Genomic DNA, 17886 nt, shown 5'->3' with positions numbered 1-17886 from the left:
CACCCGGGAGGGTGTGGGAGAGTAGGTCACCGCCGGACAACCATTACCAGTAGGGCCCTGACAAACGACGTCAGGGCCCCACTGCTTTAACCACCACACCCCGGCGAGCATGGCCGGGCCTTGACCAACCGTCAGGGCCCCACCGCTTTAACCACCACACCCCCGGCGAGCAGGGCCGGGTAGAGTGGAGCACCATGAACAGCCTCTTCAGCCACGGCAACGACCCTTTTGGAAGCGATGAGAAGAGTCCCTTGGATCTCCTCGAACCGGTGGTCAACACGGTGGTAGTGCCAGGAAGCGTGGCCCATGCCTTCGCCGGATTCACGGACCACACGCATCTCTGGTGGCCCCTGGAAACGTTCGGCGTGTACGGCGCGGGATCGTACGTCGAGTTTGAGGAGAACCTCATCCTGGAAACAGCCGATGACGGCCGGACCAGCATTTGGGGCACCCTTGATGACTGGCAGCCGCCCCTTTCCTTTCACGCAACCTGGCATCCCGGCTCCAGTGCGCTGTGGTCCACGGAATTGGTGGTGGTATTCCGGGCAGTGGAGGACGGCACGGAAGTACGCGTCTTCCATGACGGCTGGGAAGGGGCTGAGAACCCGGCCGCAGCCCGCGCCCAGTACCTCGCCGCGTGGCCGCTGATTCTTGCCAGGTATTGCCGTTTCATGGGCGCCCCTGAAGCCGGGGCGGAGGCCTGACTCGGCGGAATGAAAGAGGCAGGGTCAGGGCAACCGGCGCAACCGTAGGTGAAGGCCGCGGGTCCTAGACTTGTGGGACATGTGCGGCGAGGGATGGAGGCTTTGTGGGTAGCGTGGTTGAGGAGCTGGAGACCGTGTTGGCAGCCGGCCAGGTGGACCGGACGGAAGCAACGCTCAGCCGGTACGCCGTGGACCAGGCGCCCATCCTCGACTACCAGCTGCCACTGGCAGTGGTCTTCCCGGAGTCCGTGCCGGAGGTGCAGGCCGTGGTACGGATCTGTGCTGACGGTGCTGTTCCCATCGTGCCGCGGGGGGCGGGAACCGGAGTTTCAGGCGGTGCCCACGCCACCAGGGACTGCATCATCCTGTCCCTCGAACGCATGGACCGCATCCTGGAACTGAACCCGGACGACGAAACAGCAGTAGTGGAACCGGGAGTCATCAACGCCGTGCTCAACGAGGCCGCTGCGGTGCATGGACTTATGTACGCCCCGGACCCGGCAAGCTTCCGCAGCTCCACCATCGGCGGCAATGTTGCCACCAACGCGGGCGGTTTGCGCTGTGCCAAGTACGGGGTTACCCGGGACTCGGTCCTCGCGCTGGACGTGGTCCTGGCGGACGGCTCGTTCATCCACACCGGCCACCAGACCTTCAAGGGCGTGGCCGGCTACGACCTGACCGGGCTGTTCGTCGGCTCGGAGGGAACGCTTGGCATTGTTGTGGGGGTGACGGTGCGCCTGAAGTACCTGCCCCGGGAGGTGCACACTGTCGCAGCTTTCTACCCGGACTTCCGTCTCGCTGCTGCCGGCGTCCTGGCAGTGGGAAGGGCCCGGGTGCAACCGGCCATCATGGAACTGCTCGACGGCGGTACACTCACCCAGCTGGATGAGATCCACGGATCGGACCTCACCGGGCGCGGCCGGTCTCTCCTTTTGATCCAGACGGACGGCTTCGGTGCTGCGGCAGAAGCCGAGGTAGTCCGGGAGGTTTTGAGCGCAGGCGGGGCGACCGTTACCACGGAAGCAAGTACAGAGGCAGAACGGCTGGTGGAGCTTCGCCGGCACAGCAGGGGTGTGGAGGTCGACGACGAGTATCGGGTGGGAGAGGACGTAGCCGTTCCCCGGTCGCGCCTCGTTGACTACGTCGCGGCCCTGGAAGCCATGGCCGCCGGTTACGGGGTGCACCTCAAGGTAGTAGCCCACGCCGGCGACGGCAACCTGCACCCCACCTTCTGGATAGACCGGAAGGACAACACGGTGGACACCGGGGCCATGGCCAGGCTCCAGCAGGTCCTGGACGAGTCCATTACTGCAGCCCTGCAGATGGGCGGGACAATCACCGGGGAGCACGGCGTAGGGCAGTACAAACTGCGGTGGCTTGGCCAGGAACAGGCGGAACCCGTCCGGGAGTTCCAGCGCAGGATCAAGGGCCTGTTCGATCCCGCCGGCATCTTCAATCCCGGTAAGGCGATCTGAACCTAGTCGTCCGAGTCCGGGTACTCGTCTATTGACTCGTCTTCGCCGTAGCGGGACTCTTCGGTCTCCACCTCAAGGATCTTGAGCAGTTCCGTGTCCGGGTTCAGCATAATGGCGGCTTCGTCGCGGCGGTGCCGCAGGATGGAGTCGATGTAGGACTGTACAGCTTCCGCCAACGGGATGTGCCGCTCCTGCTTTTCAGACATGTACCAGCGGTGCTCCAGGACCTCGTGCACCACTTCGGCCGGTTCGAGCTTGCCGGACAGGTCCCGCGGGATGGACCTGACGATCGGCTCGAAGATCTGGCTCACCCAAAGATGGGCGCTGTATTCCTCGTCCATGTCGGGGTTGTTGTCTGCCCGGAAGGAGTCCATGTCGTTCAGGAGCCGGCGTGCCTGGTTCTCCTGGGCGTCGATACCGGTGAGCCGCAACAGGCGGCGCATGTGGTGCCCGGCGTCCACCACCTTCGGCTGCAGCTGGATGGTGGCGCCGTTTTGGGTGGTCTTAATTGCATACTCCTCGACGTCGAAGCCGAGTTCGTTGAGCCGCCGGATGCGGGCGCCCACACGCCAACGTTCGCCCAGTTCGAAGGATTCCTTCTCCGTGAGCTCGGTCCAAAGGCGGCGGTAACTGTCCATGATCAGTTCGCTGGTGGCCACGGGGTCCACCTTTTCCTCGATCAGGCCGCCGTCCAGCAAGTCCATGAGCTCGCCCGCGATGTTAACCCGTGCAATTTCCAGGTCATACTCGCGTTGACCGGTAGAGAGGTCCGGATAGAGCTCACCGGTCTCGGCGTCCACCAGGTAAGCGGCAAAGGCGCCGGCGTCGCGGCGGAAAAGGGTGTTGGAAAGCGAAACGTCGCCCCAGTAAAAGCCGATCAGGTGCAGCCGCACCAACAGCAGCGCCTGTGCGTCGATAAGGCGAGTGAGCGTGTCCTTGCGCAGCATCTGCGAGAAAAGGGCTCGGTAAGGCATGGAGAACTTCAGGTGCCGGGTCACCAGCACGGGGTTCAGCGGCCGTCCGTCCAGGGTGGTACGGCCGGTGATGACGGCGACGGGCTCCACGCAGGGAACGTCCAGCCGGGCCAGCTTGCGGAGCATGTGGTATTCGTGCCGGGCAATGTGTTCCGAGGTTTCCTTGATGGCGATCACCGAGCCCCCGAGGTGGGCGAACCGGACGATGTGCCGGGAGATACCGCGGGGGAGTGCGGCCAGGTTCTCTGCAGGCCAGTCCTCCAGCGCGATGTGCCAGGGCAGGTCGAGCAGTTCGGGATCAGCCGCTGCCGCAGTGATGTTCAGGGAACTGTAGACCGAAGCTTTGCCGTCGTCCGCGCTGGCCGCCACGAACCGGGGGAGTTTCCCCACCTGCGCATAGTCGGTGGGTTCATCGTGCCACTGGGCGCTGTATTCCTCGGTCATGGGTCAATTCTTCCGTACAAGGGCGTGGCCAGCTAATCCTTCTGCCCGCGCAGTTAAAGGCCGACGGCGGCCCGTCCAGTAAGGAGGGGCCGCCGTCGGTTCATACGGAGGTTAGGGTGCCGGTGGGGAGGACTAGTCGCCCAGGCGCAGGCCGGTCTTGGTGTCGAACAGGTGCACGTGGCCCGACTGCGGGCGGACGTAGATGGACTCGCCCTTCATCGGGGGGCGGCGGCCGTCGACGCGTGCCACGATGTCGTGGTCCTTGCCGTCAAGGGTGGTGTGGCCGTAGACGTAGGCGTCGGCACCGAGCTCTTCGACGACGTCGACCTCTACCTTCAGGCCTTCGCCGTGCGGTGCGGTCTCGAGGTCCTCAGGGCGGGAACCGAGCGTCACGGTGGAGCCGTGGGCCTCTTCGAGGACGGAACGGGGTACCGGGTAAACCGTGCCGCCGAACTGCACACCGCCGTCGACCACCGGCAGTTCGAGCAGGTTCATGGCGGGGGAGCCGATGAAGCCGGCCACGAAGACGTTCTTGGGCTTGTCGTACAGGTTGCGCGGGGTGTCCACCTGCATCAGCAGGCCGTCCTTCAGCACGGCCACGCGGTCGCCCATGGTCATAGCCTCAACCTGGTCGTGCGTCACGTAAACGGTGGTGACGCCCAGGCGCCTGGTGAGGGATGCGATCTGGGTGCGGGTCTGCACACGGAGCTTAGCGTCCAGGTTGGACAGCGGCTCGTCCATGAGGAAGACCTGCGGGTTGCGGACGATGGCGCGGCCCATGGCCACACGCTGGCGCTGACCGCCGGAGAGTGCCTTCGGCTTGCGGTCCAGGTAGGGCTCGAGGTCAAGGAGCTTGGCGGCTTCACGGACGCGCTCGGCGCGCTCTTCCTTGGAGACGCCGGCGATCTTCAGTGCGAAGCCCATGTTGTCGGCCACAGTCATGTGCGGGTACAGCGCGTAGTTCTGGAAAACCATCGCGATGTCGCGGTCCTTCGGGGGAACGTCGGTGACGTCGCGGTCGCCGATCAGGATGCGGCCTGCGTTGACGTCCTCGAGGCCTGCTAGCATGCGCAGGGAGGTGGACTTACCGCAACCGGAGGGTCCCACGAGGACCAGGAATTCGCCATCGGCGATGTCGATGTTGAGCTTATCGACGGCGGGCTTTTCTGTGCCCGGGTACAGACGCGTAGCGTTATCAAAAGTAACTGTAGCCACAGTTATCAATCCCTTCACCGGCAGGTACGTGCCGGACGATCCGTTGTGAATGGTTCATGTTTATTCAGTTTTGTGGTGCAGGCGCTCCCGCATCAGTACTTGGGAGCGCCGAGTGACGCCGCACGGTGTCTGTGCGCCACATCACAAGCAAGAGTATGTCAGATGTTGTGCATTTGGGCTCAAATGTTACGGAGGTCACATGTGAGCTTGCTTAACTGCGGCCCTGGAAGCCCTGCTGGTCCTCCTCTGCGACCACCAGGCTCCGCTCCTGCAGCAGCACCTCCAGCATCTCTGCCACGTGCACCGGCGCCTCCACCCGGTACTGGGCCTGGGTGAAGTCCAGCCCCACCTTCACGCCCACGTCCCCCGGCTCCAAACGGGCCAGCGCGTCCTCGTCCGTGGTGTCGTCGCCGGCAAACAGGACAGCCGTGGCGCCGGTGACCTGCCGCAGGAAGGTGACCCCCTCACCCTTGGAAGCATTGACAACCGATGTTTCCAGGACCCGCTTTCCGTCCTTGAGGAAGACGCCTTTCCGGTCCTGCAGCAGTGAGCGCGCGGCGGATACGGCGTCCTGGGCTACGTCATCCGCAGCCTGGCGGGTGTGCAGCACCACGCCTGCCGGCTTGTCCTCGAGCATGGTGCCCGGCGCCTCCGCGACGATCTCCGCCAGGATGCCGCGGACCTCGGCCAGGAGGGCCTTTTGTTCCCCGTCCAGGGTCAGCCCGGTGGATCCAGGCCCCAGCCAGGCCTCGGCCCCGTGGCTGCCGATCAGCAGGGTGTCCACCGGCGGGGACGCTACGGCGCGCAGGCTGGCGAGGGCGCGTCCGGAGATGAGGGCCGTCGTCGTGCGGGGCAGCACGGCGAGTCCGGCGAAGGCCGTGGCTGCACGGGGAAGGGGACGGGCGTCGTCGGCGTGGCCCACGATGGGAGCCATGGTGCCGTCGAAGTCCAACGCCACCAGCAGATTGTCCGTCCTGGCGATGGTGCGGAGGGCTTGCCGGAGCTCCGGTGTCAACGCCAGCCTGCCGTTGCCGGCCCGGCTGTCAGGAGTCATCACGGACCACTTTTTCCTTCAACGCCTGCAGGAAGTCAGCGGACCAGTGGTCCACATCGTGTTCAAGGATCTGCTTGCGCATTGCCCGCATGCGCCGCGAAGCGTCCCGCGGCGACATCTCGACCGCCCGCATGATGGCGCTCTTCAGGCCGTCGATGTCGTGCGGGTTCATCAGCAGGGCCTGCTTGAGCTGGTCTGCGGCGCCGGCGAACTCGCTGAGCACCAGCGCACCGTCGTTGTTGGTGCGTGCGGTGACATACTCCTTTGCCACCAGGTTCATGCCGTCCCGCAGGGCGGTGACCAGCATGACATCGGCGGCCAGGTACAGGGCCACCATCTCCTCCACGGGGTAGCTGTGGTGGAGGTAGCGGACCGCGGTGTTCTCGAGGGTGTCGTAGGTGCCGTTGATGTGGCCTACCGTGCCTTCCACTTCCTCGCGCAGGAGCCGGTACTGCTCAACGCGCTCGCGGCTGGGGCTGGCTACCTGGATCAGGGTTGCGTCGGACACGGACAGCTTGCCGTCGGCCAGGAGCTCCTCGAAAGCCTTCAGCCGGTGCCGGATGCCCTTGGTGTAGTCCAGCCGGTCCACGCCCAGCAGGATGGTTTTTGGGTTGCCAAGGTCCTGCCGGATCTGCCGCGCCCGCTCGATGATCTCCGGCTTTTGGGCCAACTCGCTGATCTGCTGGACATCAATGGAGATGGGGAACGCCTGGGCCCGGGCGATGTGCGTTATCTTCCCGTCCTGGCCCTTGACGTGCACCTGCTGCTGCTTGACGCTGGCGCCCAGGAAGCGGCGGGCTGAACGCATGAAGTTTCCGGCGTCGCTCGCCCGCTGGAAACCCACCAGATCTGCGCCGAGGAGGCCGTCGATGATGGCCTGGCGCCAGGGCAGCTGGGCGAAGATCTCTGGAGGCGGGAACGGAATGTGGTTGAAGAAACCGATCCGGAGGTCGGCCCGCGCTTCCCGGAGCATCCGCGGCACCAGCTGCAGCTGGTAGTCCTGGATCCACACCGTGGCGCCCTCGTCGGCATGGCGTATGACGGCGTCGGCGAACCTTCTGTTGACCTTGCGGTAGGCGTCCCACCACGTCCGGTGGAATTCAGGGGGCGCGATGACGTCGTGATAGAGCGGCCACAGCGTGGCGTTGGAGAAACCCTCGTAGTAGAGCTCGACGTCGTCCGCGCTGAGCTGCACCGGGACCAGGTCCATTTCGCTGTGGCTGAAGGGCTCCACGGTCTCGTCCGGGGCGCCGTGCCAGCCCACCCAGGCGCCGTCGGTCTTGGTCATCATTGGTGCCAGCGCGGTCACCAGGCCACCGGGGGAGCGGCGCCAGCCGGAGCCGTCGTCGCCGTTTTCGCCGGGGGCGCAACGGTCTACGGGCAGTCTGTTCGAGACCACCATGAAGTCATACTTGGTTTCTCCGCCATGGCGTGAGCCGGCGGCGCCGGACCCGGCTGCGGTGGAAGGTTTTTCCTGGACGGGTGTTTGCATTGCGGCCCCCTGGGGTTGCTTGTGGCTCTTAGTTCACCCTAACGGGACGGAATCTTCCGTGCTATTCGTCCGTTGTCTATCCGGCAGAATACTTGAACAGGCAAGCTCTCAGTTTTCTCCCCTAAAATGGGAGGGTTGCCACGAAATGGTCCCCCTCGTCGATCGACCCAAGGAACACATGAGCCCCGCTAACGAAGTACGTAAGTCCAAAGCTGAGCGCACCGCGGAGGCCCGCGAAAAGGCGCGGCTGATCCGTGAAGCCCAGCTGAAAAAGGACAAGCGCAACAAGCTGCTGATCGGGTGGGGAATTGTGGCGGCCGTGGTGGCCATCCTGGCAGTGATCGCATTGGTGGTAACCACCGGAATCCGGCAGAACACCCCCATCGCGGACCAGGGACCGGTGCCTGCCAGCGCGAATGTGAACGGCGGTGTGACCCTGCTGGCGAACACCGAGGTCAAAAAGACGGACCCGGCGACGGTGGACTTGGCAAACCTTCCGGCCAAGCCTGATACGCAGCCCAGCCCCGTGGTGGCGCCCGGCGCCGAGGCCGAGCAGGGCCAGCCGGTGAAGGTCATTGCCTACATCGACTTCATCTGCCCGGTCTGCCTGCGGTTCGAGAACACGTACAACGAAGCGCTCACCACGCTCCGTAATGAAGGCAAGATCTCCATGGAGTACCGCCCGCTGGGCTTCCTGGACCGCCAGTCCACCACGAACTACTCCTCACGCGCAGCCAACGCTGCAGCCTGCGTGGCGGACAAGGCACCGGAAAAGTATGCGGAATACGTTGACGTCCTGTTTGCCAACCAGCCCGCCGAAGGCGGAGCCGGGCTCTCCGACGACAAGCTGAAGTCCCTGGCCACTGACATCGGGGCCGATATCAACAGCTGCGTGGACGACAAGACCTTCCGCCCTTACGTGAAGTACTCCACGGAGCTGGCGGCCAACAGCGGCATCACCGGAACGCCCACCGTCTTCATTGACGGCAAGCAGTGGGACGGCGCTGCCGACCTTAACGCTGAAATCCAGGCAGCAATCGACGCCAAGGCCTGATCGCGTCCGGCCGAAAGGGCCCGCCGCCGGACACGGTCCGGCTGCGGGCCCTCCCTTTTGGCGCCGGCATCCGCCACGGCAACCAAAACCCGGGCGTTTTTACCACCGGGAGGACTTGGGCTAACCTTATCTAGCGCCGTTCAGGCGCCTGCCCGCCAGGGCACGCCTCCTTAGCTCAGTTGGCCAGAGCACCGCTCTTGTAAAGCGGGGGTCGTCGGTTCGAATCCGACAGGGGGCTCTTTTTCTTCCCCCGCCTCCGCGGCCCCGGGCGGTAGGCCAACTAAGTCCCGGTCAACTAAGTCCCGGTCGGCGGGATGTTGTGGTTCAGGCGCAGCAGATTCTTCGGATCGTATTTGTCCTTGAGGGCAACGAGCCGCTGGTACTTGTCCGGGCCGTAGGCGCTGCGCGCAGCGTCCGCCTCCTTGACCCCGAGCTCTGCCCCCAAAAAATTCACATATTCCCCCTGCTCGGCGAACGGACGCATCAGCGCGTAGGCCTTGCGGGCGAAGGCGGTCAGCCGCTCGTCCTCGCCGGCGTCACGCCAGAACCCGTAAACGTTGAGCCAGTAACGCGCCGACCGGTTCGGGAACGCAGTCGCCTCCTCCGGAACCCGCCCGAAGACGCCCTCCAGATGGTGGATGTCAATGCCGGTTCCCTCCCATGCCAGTTCGGAGGCGAATCCCGCCACCACATCAGCCACCTCCTCATCCAGCCGCGAGAACGAAACGTTTTTCCAGTAGCCGCGTGAGCCCTTGGGAAACACGGCGTCCATGGCGGATTGCCAGTCCAACCAGGGAGTTGGTCCAACTTCCGCTTCGTCCGGGGGAGCGACCTCCCGGAGTTGATCCACAATGGCGAGGCCGGCCTGGTGGTCCTCGCCGGCCCAGGCGAAGCCGAGGACCATCCACGGCTCACTGCCCATGCCGAATTCCGCCGGAAAGACCAGGAAGGAGATGATCGGGTTCATCTGGTCAGGCAGGTCCCGGGTCCAGGCATCGAACGCGAGCAGGGCGTTCTTCCAGTGCTGTCGCCGGTAGAACAGGTTGCCACCCAGGGGCGCCGCCGGCAGGGGCATCGCACGGAAGGTGAAAGAGGATACGACGCCGAAGTTGCCGCCACCGCCACGCAACCCCCAGAACAGCTCAGGGTTTTCTTTTTCGCTTGCGTGCAGGTGCTCGCCGCCGGGAGTAATTACATCCACAGCGGCAAGATTGTCCAGGCTCAGCCCGCCTGTTCGAGTCAGCCAGCCCACTCCGCCGCCGAGGGTAAGCCCTGCCACTCCTGTCCCGCTGATGACTCCCAGGGGGACCACCAACCCGTAGGCGGCCGTGGCCCGGTCCACGTCAGCCAAGGTGGCTCCCGGCTCGACAGTGACGAGGCGGCTTTCGGCGTCGACAGTGACAGCACGGAGCAACCCCAGGTCCAGCACCAGCCCGCCTTCGACAGTGCCGTGGCCGGCGATGTTGTGTCCTCCGCCGCGCACCGCCAGCGCAAGGCCGCTTCGGCGTGCAGTATCCAGGGCAAGGTCAATGTCCGAGACGGCCTTCGCCCTGGCGATGGCGCGGGGACGGAGATTCACCATGCCGTTCCACACCGCCCGGGCTTCCTCGTACAACGGATCCTGCGGCTCGATCAACGTTCCCTGCAGCTGTCCACCCAGGTCACGCAGTGACTGCTGGACCTCAATCTCCGGGGTATTGGAATGAGCTGTGGCCATCGCTGTTACTTCCACATCAGAGGGCAAGGGCACTCAACCTGAAATGCCGATGGCGGGAGTTTAGGAGCAGTGCCCTTTGCGGGTCAACAGCCTTTGTGAATCCCGCTCCCTGCATCAGCAGCGGGATTAATATGTCCGAGACGGGGACGAAACGCGGCCACAACATTGGCTGCGTACGGTCGCGGCATGACAGCTCAATTTCCGGCCCGGATCCGTGCCTGGTTCGCGCATACCTTCTACTGCGAAACCCCTGGCCAGGCTGCAGATGACATGGCCGATGTGACGCGGTGGGCCTGGCTGCCGGCGCTCAGCGGCGTGGCAGTCGGTGGTGACCACGCGTATGCACGGCACGCCGAGGCCGCGGCGGAAGATCTGTTGGACCATACTGGCGCCCGCGGAAAGGCAGAATGACCTAAACTGCCTGAGGTGCCTGAAACGGCGCTGTGCAGCAAGGAAAGTGGAACACGCTATGGCTACCGATTACGACGCTCCGCGCAAGCAGGAAGAAGAGTCTCCTGCCGACTCCCTGGAGGCCCTTCAGGCCACCCGCGGCGCCACCGTGCAGACCGCGGTGATCGACCTCGACGAGAACGACACCGCCGAGGGCATCGACCTGCCCGGCGCCGATCTTTCCAACGAGGAACTGACGGTTGTTGTTGTTCCGGAACAGTCAGATGAGTTCACCTGCTCGTCATGCTTCCTGGTCCGCCACCGCTCCCAGGTGGCCCGCGAAAAGAACGGCATGAAGTACTGCCGCGACTGCGAAGGCTGACTTTCATACCCCGGGAGCGCCGGCCACCCTTACCGGGAGTGCGGCGCCCTTGAGTCCCTTTCGGACGTCGTTATCCGGCATAACGGCCGGGTCCAGAAACGGCACCGGAACGGTTAAAAAAGGCGGCGAAAGAACCCCGGATTTACAGTTGTGTGATGCGGATTCCGGCTTCCTTACGGTTCCGCGCCGAAGCGGCCACAGGCCTCGTATTCAGTAGTGCAGCGCTCCTACGCTTGAGCTATCCAACCGCTCCACTCCTCTGGATGGCACCACAATGAAAAAACTCCTCATCTGGCTCACGGCTCTCCTCATGGCTGTCGGGCTGGGAATTCTGGTTCCGGGGCCTGCCTCGGCTACCACATCGTATTGCGGTCTCCAGTGGGGGTCACTGGCAAAAGCCAACCCCACCTACAGCACCGCTTCTGTCACCAACGTCCGGACCGGGCAGCACTACTGCTTTGACCGGATGGTGGTTGACCTCAACGGCCCGGCTACGGGCTACACCGTCAGGTACGTCCGGAACATTGTCCAGGACGGGTCCGGCTTCACCATCCCGGTAAAGGGTGGCGCACGCCTGCAGGTCTCCGTGCATGCGCCGTCCTATGACCAGAACGGCAACGCCACGTACAACCCGCCGGTGAAGGCCGAACTGTCCAACGTGACCGGGTACCAGACCTTCCGGCAGGTGGTTTACGCCGGAAGCTTCGAGGGCCATACCAGTATTGGCCTGGGTGTCCGCGCACGGCTGCCGTTCCGGGTCTTTACGCTGGACGGCCCCGGATCGGGTTCACGCCTGATTGTGGACGTGGCCCACTTCTGGTGACCCAACAAAAAGGTGCCGCATCCCGGAAACGGGTTGCGGCACTTTTTGGGTATGCACGAAGGAAGACCGGATTACTCCGGAACCACCAGGGCGGGGGTGTCCCGCTTGAGGGTCCCGCCGCGGAAGAAGGCGGGACGCAGCCGGGACATCACCAGCATGAACACCGCGCCCAGGGCCAGGATGCCCACCCCGAGGACAAACACGAGTCCCACCCCGAACACCTCGGAACCACTGCCGAATTCGGGAGCCCAGCTGTCCACGGCGGTCTGGAGGAACACCACGAACAGTCCCACGCCGCCGAGCACCGGGCAAAGGAACCGCAGCAGGAAGTTGCGGAGGCCCTGGAAGGCGCTGTTGCGGAAGTACCAGGCGCAGGCAATGGCCGTCAGCCCGTAGTAGAAGCAAATCATCAGGCCAAGCGCCAGGATGGTGTCGTTCAGGACGTTCTCGCTGACTACGTGCATCACTGCGTAGAACCCCGCGGACACCAGGCCGGCGGCAACCGTGGCGTAGCCCGGCGTCGAGAAGCGCTTGCTCACCCGGCTGAACGGCTCCGGCAATGCGCCATAGTGGGCCATGGCCAGCAGGCTGCGGGACGGGGACATAAACGTGGATTGCAGCGAGGCGGCGGAGCTGGAGAGCACTGCCAGGGACATCAGGATGGCGAAGGGGCCCATGATGGGGGAGGCCAAAGCCGTAAAGATGTTCTCGTGGTTCTCGGTGTTGTTCAGGCCGTTGCCGGTGTCCCCGACGCCGGCGTACATCATGGTGGCGATGCTCACCAGCAGGTAGATCGCCAGGACAATCAGGGCGGTCAGCGTGCCCGCGATGCCTGCAATCTTTTTGCCGTTGGCGGTTTCCTCGTTCACGGTGAGGCAGACGTCCCAGCCCCAGTACACAAAGATGGACAGCGAAATGCCTGCGGCGATCTGCCCGAACGTCTCGATTTTGGTGACGTCGAACCAGTCCCAGCTGAAGGAGATGGCCGTTGCAGAGGCGGACCAGTTGGCGAAGGCCATGGCAACAAATAGCCCCAGTACCAGCAGCTGGAAGCCCACGAGGCCGTACTGCACCAGTTTGGTGGTGTGCAGGCCCCGGTAGCTCACCCACACCGCCAGGGCAACGAACACAAAGCAGGTCAGAACGTTCAGCGGCTTGTTTGCGGCCAGGTCGGCCAGTTCAGGCGAACCCGTGAGCTGGGAGAGGAAGAGGTAGAAGAAGTCCACGGCCACGCCGGCCAGGTTGGACAAAACGATGATGTTGGCGGCGAGCAGTCCCCATCCGCCCATCCAGCCAACCCAAGGACCGAAGGCCTTGGTGACCCAGGTGAAGGTGGTGCCGCTGTCCGGGGAGTCGGCATTGAGCTCCCGGTAGGCCAGGGACACCAGGATCATCGGAATGAACCCGATCAGGAAGATCACCGGCAACTGCAGCCCGGCTTCGTTGACCGTGGGGCCAAGCGCGCTGGTGAGCGTGTAGGCCGGGGCAATGGTGGAAATGCCAAGAACGACGACGGCGAGGAGCCCCAGCTGCCCGCCCTTCAGGCCCTTGGGGGTGATTCCGGAGGCGGCGCCGGGGGCATTCCTGCCGGCAGAGGAATCCGTGCGGATGGTTTCTGTCATGACACCACTTTCTGGAAGGCAGCAGGTTGCTGTTGGGTGATGCAGTGGATACCCCCGCCGCGGGCAAACAGTTCGCGTGCGTCGATGGCAACGATGCGCCGCCCGGGGTAGGCCTCCGCAAGGATCTGCAGGGCCTTGTCGTCCTGGGGGTCATTGAAGCTGCAGGCGATGACTGCGCCGTTGACCACCACGTGGTTGATATAGCTGTAGTCCACGAACCCTTCCTCGTCCCGGAGCATTTCCGGTGCGGGGACTTTGATGATGTTCCACTTCCGGCCCGCGGCGTCCGTGGTGCCGCTCAGGAACTCGATGATCTCCCGGCTGACCTCGAAGTCTGGGTGTTCCGGGTTTTCCTGGGCATGGACCAGCAGCGTGCCGGGGGAGGGTATGGCTGCAACGATGTCCACGTGCCCCCGGGTGCCGAAGCGCTCGGAGTCGCGGGTCAGGCCGCGCGGCAGCCACACCACGTGGGTGGCGCCGATGGTGCGGGCCAGTTCCTGCTCGACGTCGGCGCGGCTGAGGCCGGGGTTCCGGCCGGGATCGAGCTGGACGGTTTCGGTGACGAGGACTGTTCCCTGACCGTCCACCTGGATTCCGCCGCCCTCGTTGACGAGCGTGGACAGGATATGGCGGGCTCCGGAGCGGCCGGCCACCTCACCGGCGATCAGGGCATCCTTGTCCCATTGCGCCCAGTCCTGCCCGCCCCAGCCGTTGAAGACCCAGTCAACGGCACCAAGCTGCCCCTCACCATCCAGGACAAAGGTTGGACCGATGTCGCGCATCCACGCATCGTTCAGCGGGGCTGCGAGTACCTCAATCCCTGGGTGCAGGTAGGCGGCGGCCGTTTTGACGTCACCGGGGTCCACCACCATGGTGACGGGTTGGAATTCGACGGCGGCATTCGCCACTGCGGCCCAGGTGGACCTGGCTGCGTGGGCGGCTTCCGGCGATTCACCAAGGGTGTAGCCGCCGGCGGGAAAGGCCATCCAGAGCCGCTCCTGTCGGGCCGTTTCGGCGGGCATCCGCCACTGCGGGGCCTGCTCCGACTGCGCTGGGGTGCTGACGGCATGACGGAGCCCGGCGGCGGTCACGAGCACACCTCCGCGAACCCGCGCTCGCCGCCAATGGATTCGTTCAGGCGGACGGGTTCGGTGAGGCGGCCATAGGTATCAGGACGGCGTGTGGCGAGGAACGGGAACAGGGTCAGCCAGTCCTTCCGCTGGTCCAGGTCCAGGTCAGCCACCAGCACTGCAGAGGCGTCGCGGGGTGCCTGGGCGAGAATCCGGCCGTAGGGATCGGAGATGAAGGACGAACCATAGAAGTCCAGGGTGCCTTCGTTGCCCCAACGGTTCGGGGCAACCATAAAGAGTCCGTTGGCGATGCCGTTTCCGACGATCACCTGCTGCCAGAGCGGCTGGGTGTCGAAATCGGGGTGGTCAGGTTCGGAACCTATGGCCGTAGGGTAAACCACGATTTCCGCACCGCCCAGGGAGTAAAGCCGGGCCACCTCGGGGAACCATTCGTCCCAGCAGGTGGGCATGCCGAGCCGTGCGCCACCGAGTTCGGCGGGTGCATGCACCTCGTACGCGTCTGCTGAGGCCGGGCCCTTACGGAAGAACTTGTCCTCGTAGTAGCCGGCGGTCACGGGGATGTGGAGCTTGTGGGTCCGTGCCAGAAGTTCACCCCCGGGCGAGACCAGGATGGCTGTGTTCAGGCCCAGTCCGTCATCCTGTCCGTCCGGGTCCCCGGCGCGCTGGTACAGGGAAGCGTGGACAGATACCCCATGGCGCCGGGCAGCGTCTGAAGCGAATTGGAATGTGGGGCCTGTGAGCAGGTCCTCGGCGAGATCCGATGGCCGGGACCGGCCCGGGCCTTCAGCGGGATCGTTGTGCGGGCGCGTGTCGGCAGGGTATCGCGAGAGCGTCAGCTCAGGCAGGAAAACTACGGCCGCGCCCAGGTTGGCGGCGCGGCCGATGCCCTCGTCCAGTTCAGCCTCGACGGCGGCTTTGTCGGTTTGCCACCGGTGCTGGACCACGCCGACGCGCAGGGCCGGGCGGCCGGACGGCGATGTCCGGGCCGGGGAGGCGGGTGCGCCGAGGCAGGAAATTTCGATCATGTTGGCTACTCCAGTGAGACGATGGTCACTAAATGAATGACGTTCATTTAGTATGCGGTTCAACCGGCCCGGATGCAAGGAGAATATGAACCGCGTTCGTTTATTTCGGCGGAAGCACAATTAGTAAGCTCACTGAGAAATTTTGCCGGCAGGCCCGCCAGGGCCGCCCGCCGGGCTGGTAGCGTCGGAATCACAGGAACAATCGAGGAGGATGCATATGAAAGCTTCACCGACACTGACCAACAACCTGCAGGCCGTGCTCACTGACCTGATCGACTTGCACATCCAAGGCAAGCAGGCCCACTGGAACATTGTGGGGACCAACTTCCGGGACCTTCACCTGCAACTGGACGAGATTGTTGACGCCGCCCGCCAGTTCGCCGATGACACGGCCGAGCGGATGCGCGCCCTGCATGCCCTCCCGGACGGCCGCAGTTCCACGGTGGCCGAGTCCACCAGCCTCGCTCCCTTCCCCGAAGGCCTGATCAGCACCAAGGACGCCATCGAGCGGATCGTTGCGGCACTTGAGGCTGCCGTAGGCACCATGCGGAAGGTCCACGATGAAGTCGACGAGGAAGATCCCACCTCGGCCGATCTCCTGCACGAGTTCATTCTGAAGCTGGAACAGTTCGCATGGATGGTGAACGCCGAAAACATGAAGCCCACCGCCAGCGTCACTGCACCTGACGCACAGTAGTCCCGCTGCCCGCACGGGCAGGATCTGCAGGCGCCCGGCGTCGGAGGTTGTCCTCCGGTGACGGGCGCCTCTTGCTGTCCGGGCCGCGCCTCTTACGGCGCCTTGGGCACCTTCCGCAGCACGACGGCGGCGAAGACTGCCGCCGTCGCCATCAGCACCAGCCCGATTGCGGCGGTGATATGGACGCCGGAGTCGAACGCGGCGCCGGCTGCCTGCCGGAGTGCGTCAGCAAGGGGTGCCGGAAGGCTTGCTGCGAGCTCCATCGCTCCTGCCAGGGTTTCGCCGGCACGTGCGCTTTCGTGCCCGGGGGCGGCAGCAGCAAGGCCTTCCGGGAGCCGCAGGTTGTGCTGGTAGGAGGCTGTGAGAATGGAGCCCAGCACGGCGGTTCCCAGCAGGGCGCCCACCTCATAACCCGTCTCTGAGATCGCTGATGCTGCCCCCGATTTTTCCGGCGGTACGCTGCCGAGGATGAGGTCATTGGAGATGGTCTCCGCTGTTCCTACGCCAAGTGCCAGGACCAGCAGGGCAGCGAGCAGCAGTGCCGGGCCGTTGGTATGGCTGCCGAAGGTCACCATGCTGTAGCCGGCGGCACTCATGGCCAGTCCGGCGCCAACCACAAAACCCGGACGGATCCTCCGCACCACCGGCACCACCGCCAGGCCCGCCACAACGGTTGCCACCAGGGCCGGAACCATCGCCACTCCTGCTGCGGAAGGAGACATTCCCTCGAGGAGCTGAAGGTGCTGGGCCAGGAAGAGGATGAAACCGTTGAAGGAGAACAGCGCCAGGACATTGGCGGTGATGGCCATGCTGAACACGCGGTTGCGGAACAATGACATGTCCAGCAGCGGGCACTCGAGCCGCTGTTGCCGGCGGACAAAAACGGTACCCATTACCAGGCCGAAGGCCGTACTCCCCATTGCCAGTGCGCCGAAACCTTCAGTGGCGGTTTCCTTGATGCCGTAGACCACCGGAACCATGGTGAGCAGCGAGAGCAGGATGCTCGGCACATCCACCCTTCCAGGCGCCGGATCCCGGGATTCAGGGATAAACGCCGGGCCGAAAACCAGCAAAGGGATCATGATGGGCACAGCGACCAGCAGGACCGCTCCCCACCAGAACTGCTCAACCAGCCACCCGCCAAAAATAGGCCCGAGCGCCGCGCCTCCGGAGAAGCCCGCAGCCCAAATGGCGATGGCCAGCCGCCGGCGGTTCGGGTCCACGAAGATGTTGCGGATCAAGGACAGGGTGGAGGGCATCAGCATTGCCCCGAAAAAGCCCAGCGCGGCCCGTCCGGCTATCAGCCAGCCGGCGTCGGGTGCGAAGGCGGTTACTGCTGATACTGCCGCGAAACCAATGCTGCCGGTAATGAGCAGCCGGCGGCGTCCGATCCTGTCGCCGAGGCTTCCCATTACCACCAGCAGCCCGGCCAGCACCAGCGGGTAGGCGTCCACAATCCATAGGAGTTCCACTCCCGTGGTGCCCAGCGCACTGGCTATGGCGGGCAGCGCGAAGGTCAGCGCCGTATTGTCCACGGCAACCAAAAGAACCGGAAACATCAGGAGGGCCAGTGCGAGCCAATCGCGGCTGCCGCCGTTCGCAGAACCGGCGCGCCGCACGGTGGTGGCGGTGATGTTCGATGGGGAAGCAGGGGAAGACATCATCCTGGAACTATACCGTCCGGACGGTACAGTTAAGAAACCGGCCGCGACAATGCATGATGGAAG

Annotated in this window: 16 protein-coding genes and 1 tRNA gene; 8 read left to right on the top strand and 9 right to left on the bottom strand. The window is 64.5% G+C overall.

Annotated features, from left to right (window positions below; all coding sequences use genetic code 11):
• The first annotated feature begins 194 nt into the window (after window positions 1–194).
• Complete coding sequence (locus tag AC5RT4_RS14645) at window positions 195–704, top strand: SRPBCC family protein (RefSeq protein ID WP_494106207.1); 510 nt, start codon at window positions 195–197, stop codon at window positions 702–704.
• Between the two features lie 104 nt (window positions 705–808).
• Window positions 809–2179 (top strand): FAD-binding oxidoreductase, encoded by a 1371-nt coding sequence (locus tag AC5RT4_RS14640; RefSeq protein WP_494106206.1) that lies wholly within the window; start codon window positions 809–811, stop codon window positions 2177–2179.
• 2 nt (window positions 2180–2181) lie between these two features.
• Here AC5RT4_RS14640 and AC5RT4_RS14635 read toward each other — a convergent pair whose 3' ends face one another.
• The 4 genes from AC5RT4_RS14635 to otsA all read right to left on the bottom strand — a co-directional run bounded on the left by AC5RT4_RS14635 (window position 2182) and on the right by otsA (window position 7358).
• Window positions 2182–3597 carry a DUF4032 domain-containing protein gene (locus AC5RT4_RS14635; protein ID WP_494042566.1) on the bottom strand — a complete coding sequence of 472 codons (1416 nt, stop codon included), beginning with the start codon at window positions 3595–3597 and terminating at the stop codon, window positions 2182–2184.
• A gap of 132 nt (window positions 3598–3729) precedes the next feature.
• Window positions 3730–4812, bottom strand: coding sequence for an ABC transporter ATP-binding protein (locus AC5RT4_RS14630; protein ID WP_142043703.1), 1083 nt, complete (start codon window positions 4810–4812; stop codon window positions 3730–3732).
• Between the two features lie 211 nt (window positions 4813–5023).
• Entirely contained in the window at window positions 5024–5866 is an 843-nt protein-coding gene (gene otsB / locus AC5RT4_RS14625) for a trehalose-phosphatase (RefSeq protein WP_494106205.1), read from the bottom strand.
• Entirely contained in the window at window positions 5856–7358 is a 1503-nt protein-coding gene (gene otsA, locus AC5RT4_RS14620) for an alpha,alpha-trehalose-phosphate synthase (UDP-forming) (protein WP_494106204.1), read from the bottom strand. The genes otsB and otsA overlap by 11 nt, the downstream gene beginning before the upstream one ends.
• Window positions 7359–7536: 178 nt before the next feature.
• On the opposite strand from otsA, the gene AC5RT4_RS14615 reads away from it, so the two are divergent.
• Together AC5RT4_RS14615 and AC5RT4_RS14610 are read left to right on the top strand one after the other, a co-directional pair.
• The gene (locus AC5RT4_RS14615) at window positions 7537–8412 is read left to right on the top strand and encodes a DsbA family protein (RefSeq protein ID WP_494106203.1); all 876 of its coding nucleotides are present in this window, start codon (window positions 7537–7539) and stop codon (window positions 8410–8412) included.
• Between the two features lie 164 nt (window positions 8413–8576).
• Window positions 8577–8650 (top strand) — tRNA-Thr (locus AC5RT4_RS14610).
• 57 nt (window positions 8651–8707) lie between these two features.
• Here the strand turns inward: AC5RT4_RS14610 and AC5RT4_RS14605 are convergent.
• Window positions 8708–10129, bottom strand: coding sequence for an FAD-binding oxidoreductase (locus AC5RT4_RS14605; RefSeq protein ID WP_494106202.1), 1422 nt, complete (start codon window positions 10127–10129; stop codon window positions 8708–8710).
• 186 nt (window positions 10130–10315) lie between these two features.
• Here AC5RT4_RS14605 and AC5RT4_RS14600 point away from each other — a divergent pair, with 186 nt between their 5' ends.
• From AC5RT4_RS14600 to AC5RT4_RS14590, 3 genes are all read left to right on the top strand, one after another.
• Complete coding sequence (locus tag AC5RT4_RS14600) at window positions 10316–10540, top strand: hypothetical protein (protein WP_494042561.1); 225 nt, start codon at window positions 10316–10318, stop codon at window positions 10538–10540.
• A gap of 58 nt (window positions 10541–10598) precedes the next feature.
• Complete coding sequence (locus AC5RT4_RS14595; RefSeq protein ID WP_494042560.1) at window positions 10599–10901, top strand: DUF4193 domain-containing protein; 303 nt, start codon at window positions 10599–10601, stop codon at window positions 10899–10901.
• 274 nt (window positions 10902–11175) lie between these two features.
• Complete coding sequence (locus AC5RT4_RS14590) at window positions 11176–11724, top strand: AMIN-like domain-containing (lipo)protein (protein ID WP_494106201.1); 549 nt, start codon at window positions 11176–11178, stop codon at window positions 11722–11724.
• A gap of 71 nt (window positions 11725–11795) precedes the next feature.
• Here the strand turns inward: AC5RT4_RS14590 and AC5RT4_RS14585 are convergent, their stop codons facing one another.
• From AC5RT4_RS14585 to AC5RT4_RS14575, 3 genes are all read right to left on the bottom strand, one after another.
• Window positions 11796–13346, bottom strand: a complete 1551-nt coding sequence (locus tag AC5RT4_RS14585; protein ID WP_494106200.1) for an APC family permease — start codon at window positions 13344–13346, stop codon at window positions 11796–11798.
• A complete protein-coding gene (locus AC5RT4_RS14580) occupies window positions 13343–14368 on the bottom strand; it encodes an agmatine deiminase family protein (RefSeq protein WP_494106214.1) in 1026 nt (341 codons plus the stop codon). The genes AC5RT4_RS14585 and AC5RT4_RS14580 overlap by 4 nt, the downstream gene beginning before the upstream one ends.
• 65 nt (window positions 14369–14433) lie before the next feature.
• Window positions 14434–15462: a nitrilase-related carbon-nitrogen hydrolase gene (locus AC5RT4_RS14575; protein WP_494106199.1), complete on the bottom strand. Its 1029-nt coding sequence runs from the start codon at window positions 15460–15462 to the stop codon at window positions 14434–14436.
• Between the two features lie 217 nt (window positions 15463–15679).
• Here AC5RT4_RS14575 and AC5RT4_RS14570 point away from each other — a divergent pair, with 217 nt between their 5' ends.
• Window positions 15680–16159 carry a Dps family protein gene (locus AC5RT4_RS14570; protein WP_494042556.1) on the top strand — a complete coding sequence of 160 codons (480 nt, stop codon included), beginning with the start codon at window positions 15680–15682 and terminating at the stop codon, window positions 16157–16159.
• Window positions 16160–16251: 92 nt separating this feature from the next.
• Here AC5RT4_RS14570 and AC5RT4_RS14565 read toward each other — a convergent pair whose 3' ends face one another.
• Window positions 16252–17823 (bottom strand): MFS transporter, encoded by a 1572-nt coding sequence (locus tag AC5RT4_RS14565; protein ID WP_494106198.1) that lies wholly within the window; start codon window positions 17821–17823, stop codon window positions 16252–16254.
• Between the last annotated feature and the right edge of the window lie 63 nt (window positions 17824–17886).

It is taken from the genome of Arthrobacter sp. sptzw42, assembly GCF_059089685.1.
Note: the sequence above shows the minus strand (reverse complement) of the source record. Positions and strands in the feature narration are given on the sequence as shown.

Bases quoted from the DNA above. Each gene is read 5' to 3' on its own strand.
- AC5RT4_RS14645 (WP_494106207.1), top strand. From the start codon at position 195: ATGAACAGCCTCTTCAGCCACGGCAACGACCCTTTTGGAAGCGATGAG.
- AC5RT4_RS14635 (WP_494042566.1), bottom strand. From the start codon at position 3,597: ATGACCGAGGAATACAGCGCCCAGTGGCACGATGAACCCACCGACTAT.
- otsB (WP_494106205.1), bottom strand. From the start codon at position 5,866: ATGACTCCTGACAGCCGGGCCGGCAACGGCAGGCTGGCGTTGACACCG.
- otsA (WP_494106204.1), bottom strand. From the start codon at position 7,358: ATGCAAACACCCGTCCAGGAAAAACCTTCCACCGCAGCCGGGTCCGGC.
- AC5RT4_RS14615 (WP_494106203.1), top strand. From the start codon at position 7,537: ATGAGCCCCGCTAACGAAGTACGTAAGTCCAAAGCTGAGCGCACCGCG.
- AC5RT4_RS14605 (WP_494106202.1), bottom strand. From the start codon at position 10,129: ATGGCCACAGCTCATTCCAATACCCCGGAGATTGAGGTCCAGCAGTCA.
- AC5RT4_RS14600 (WP_494042561.1), top strand. From the start codon at position 10,316: ATGACAGCTCAATTTCCGGCCCGGATCCGTGCCTGGTTCGCGCATACC.
- AC5RT4_RS14595 (WP_494042560.1), top strand. From the start codon at position 10,599: ATGGCTACCGATTACGACGCTCCGCGCAAGCAGGAAGAAGAGTCTCCT.
- AC5RT4_RS14590 (WP_494106201.1), top strand. From the start codon at position 11,176: ATGAAAAAACTCCTCATCTGGCTCACGGCTCTCCTCATGGCTGTCGGG.
- AC5RT4_RS14585 (WP_494106200.1), bottom strand. From the start codon at position 13,346: ATGACAGAAACCATCCGCACGGATTCCTCTGCCGGCAGGAATGCCCCC.
- AC5RT4_RS14580 (WP_494106214.1), bottom strand. From the start codon at position 14,368: ATGCCCGCCGAAACGGCCCGACAGGAGCGGCTCTGGATGGCCTTTCCC.
- AC5RT4_RS14575 (WP_494106199.1), bottom strand. From the start codon at position 15,462: ATGATCGAAATTTCCTGCCTCGGCGCACCCGCCTCCCCGGCCCGGACA.
- AC5RT4_RS14570 (WP_494042556.1), top strand. From the start codon at position 15,680: ATGAAAGCTTCACCGACACTGACCAACAACCTGCAGGCCGTGCTCACT.
- AC5RT4_RS14565 (WP_494106198.1), bottom strand. From the start codon at position 17,823: ATGATGTCTTCCCCTGCTTCCCCATCGAACATCACCGCCACCACCGTG.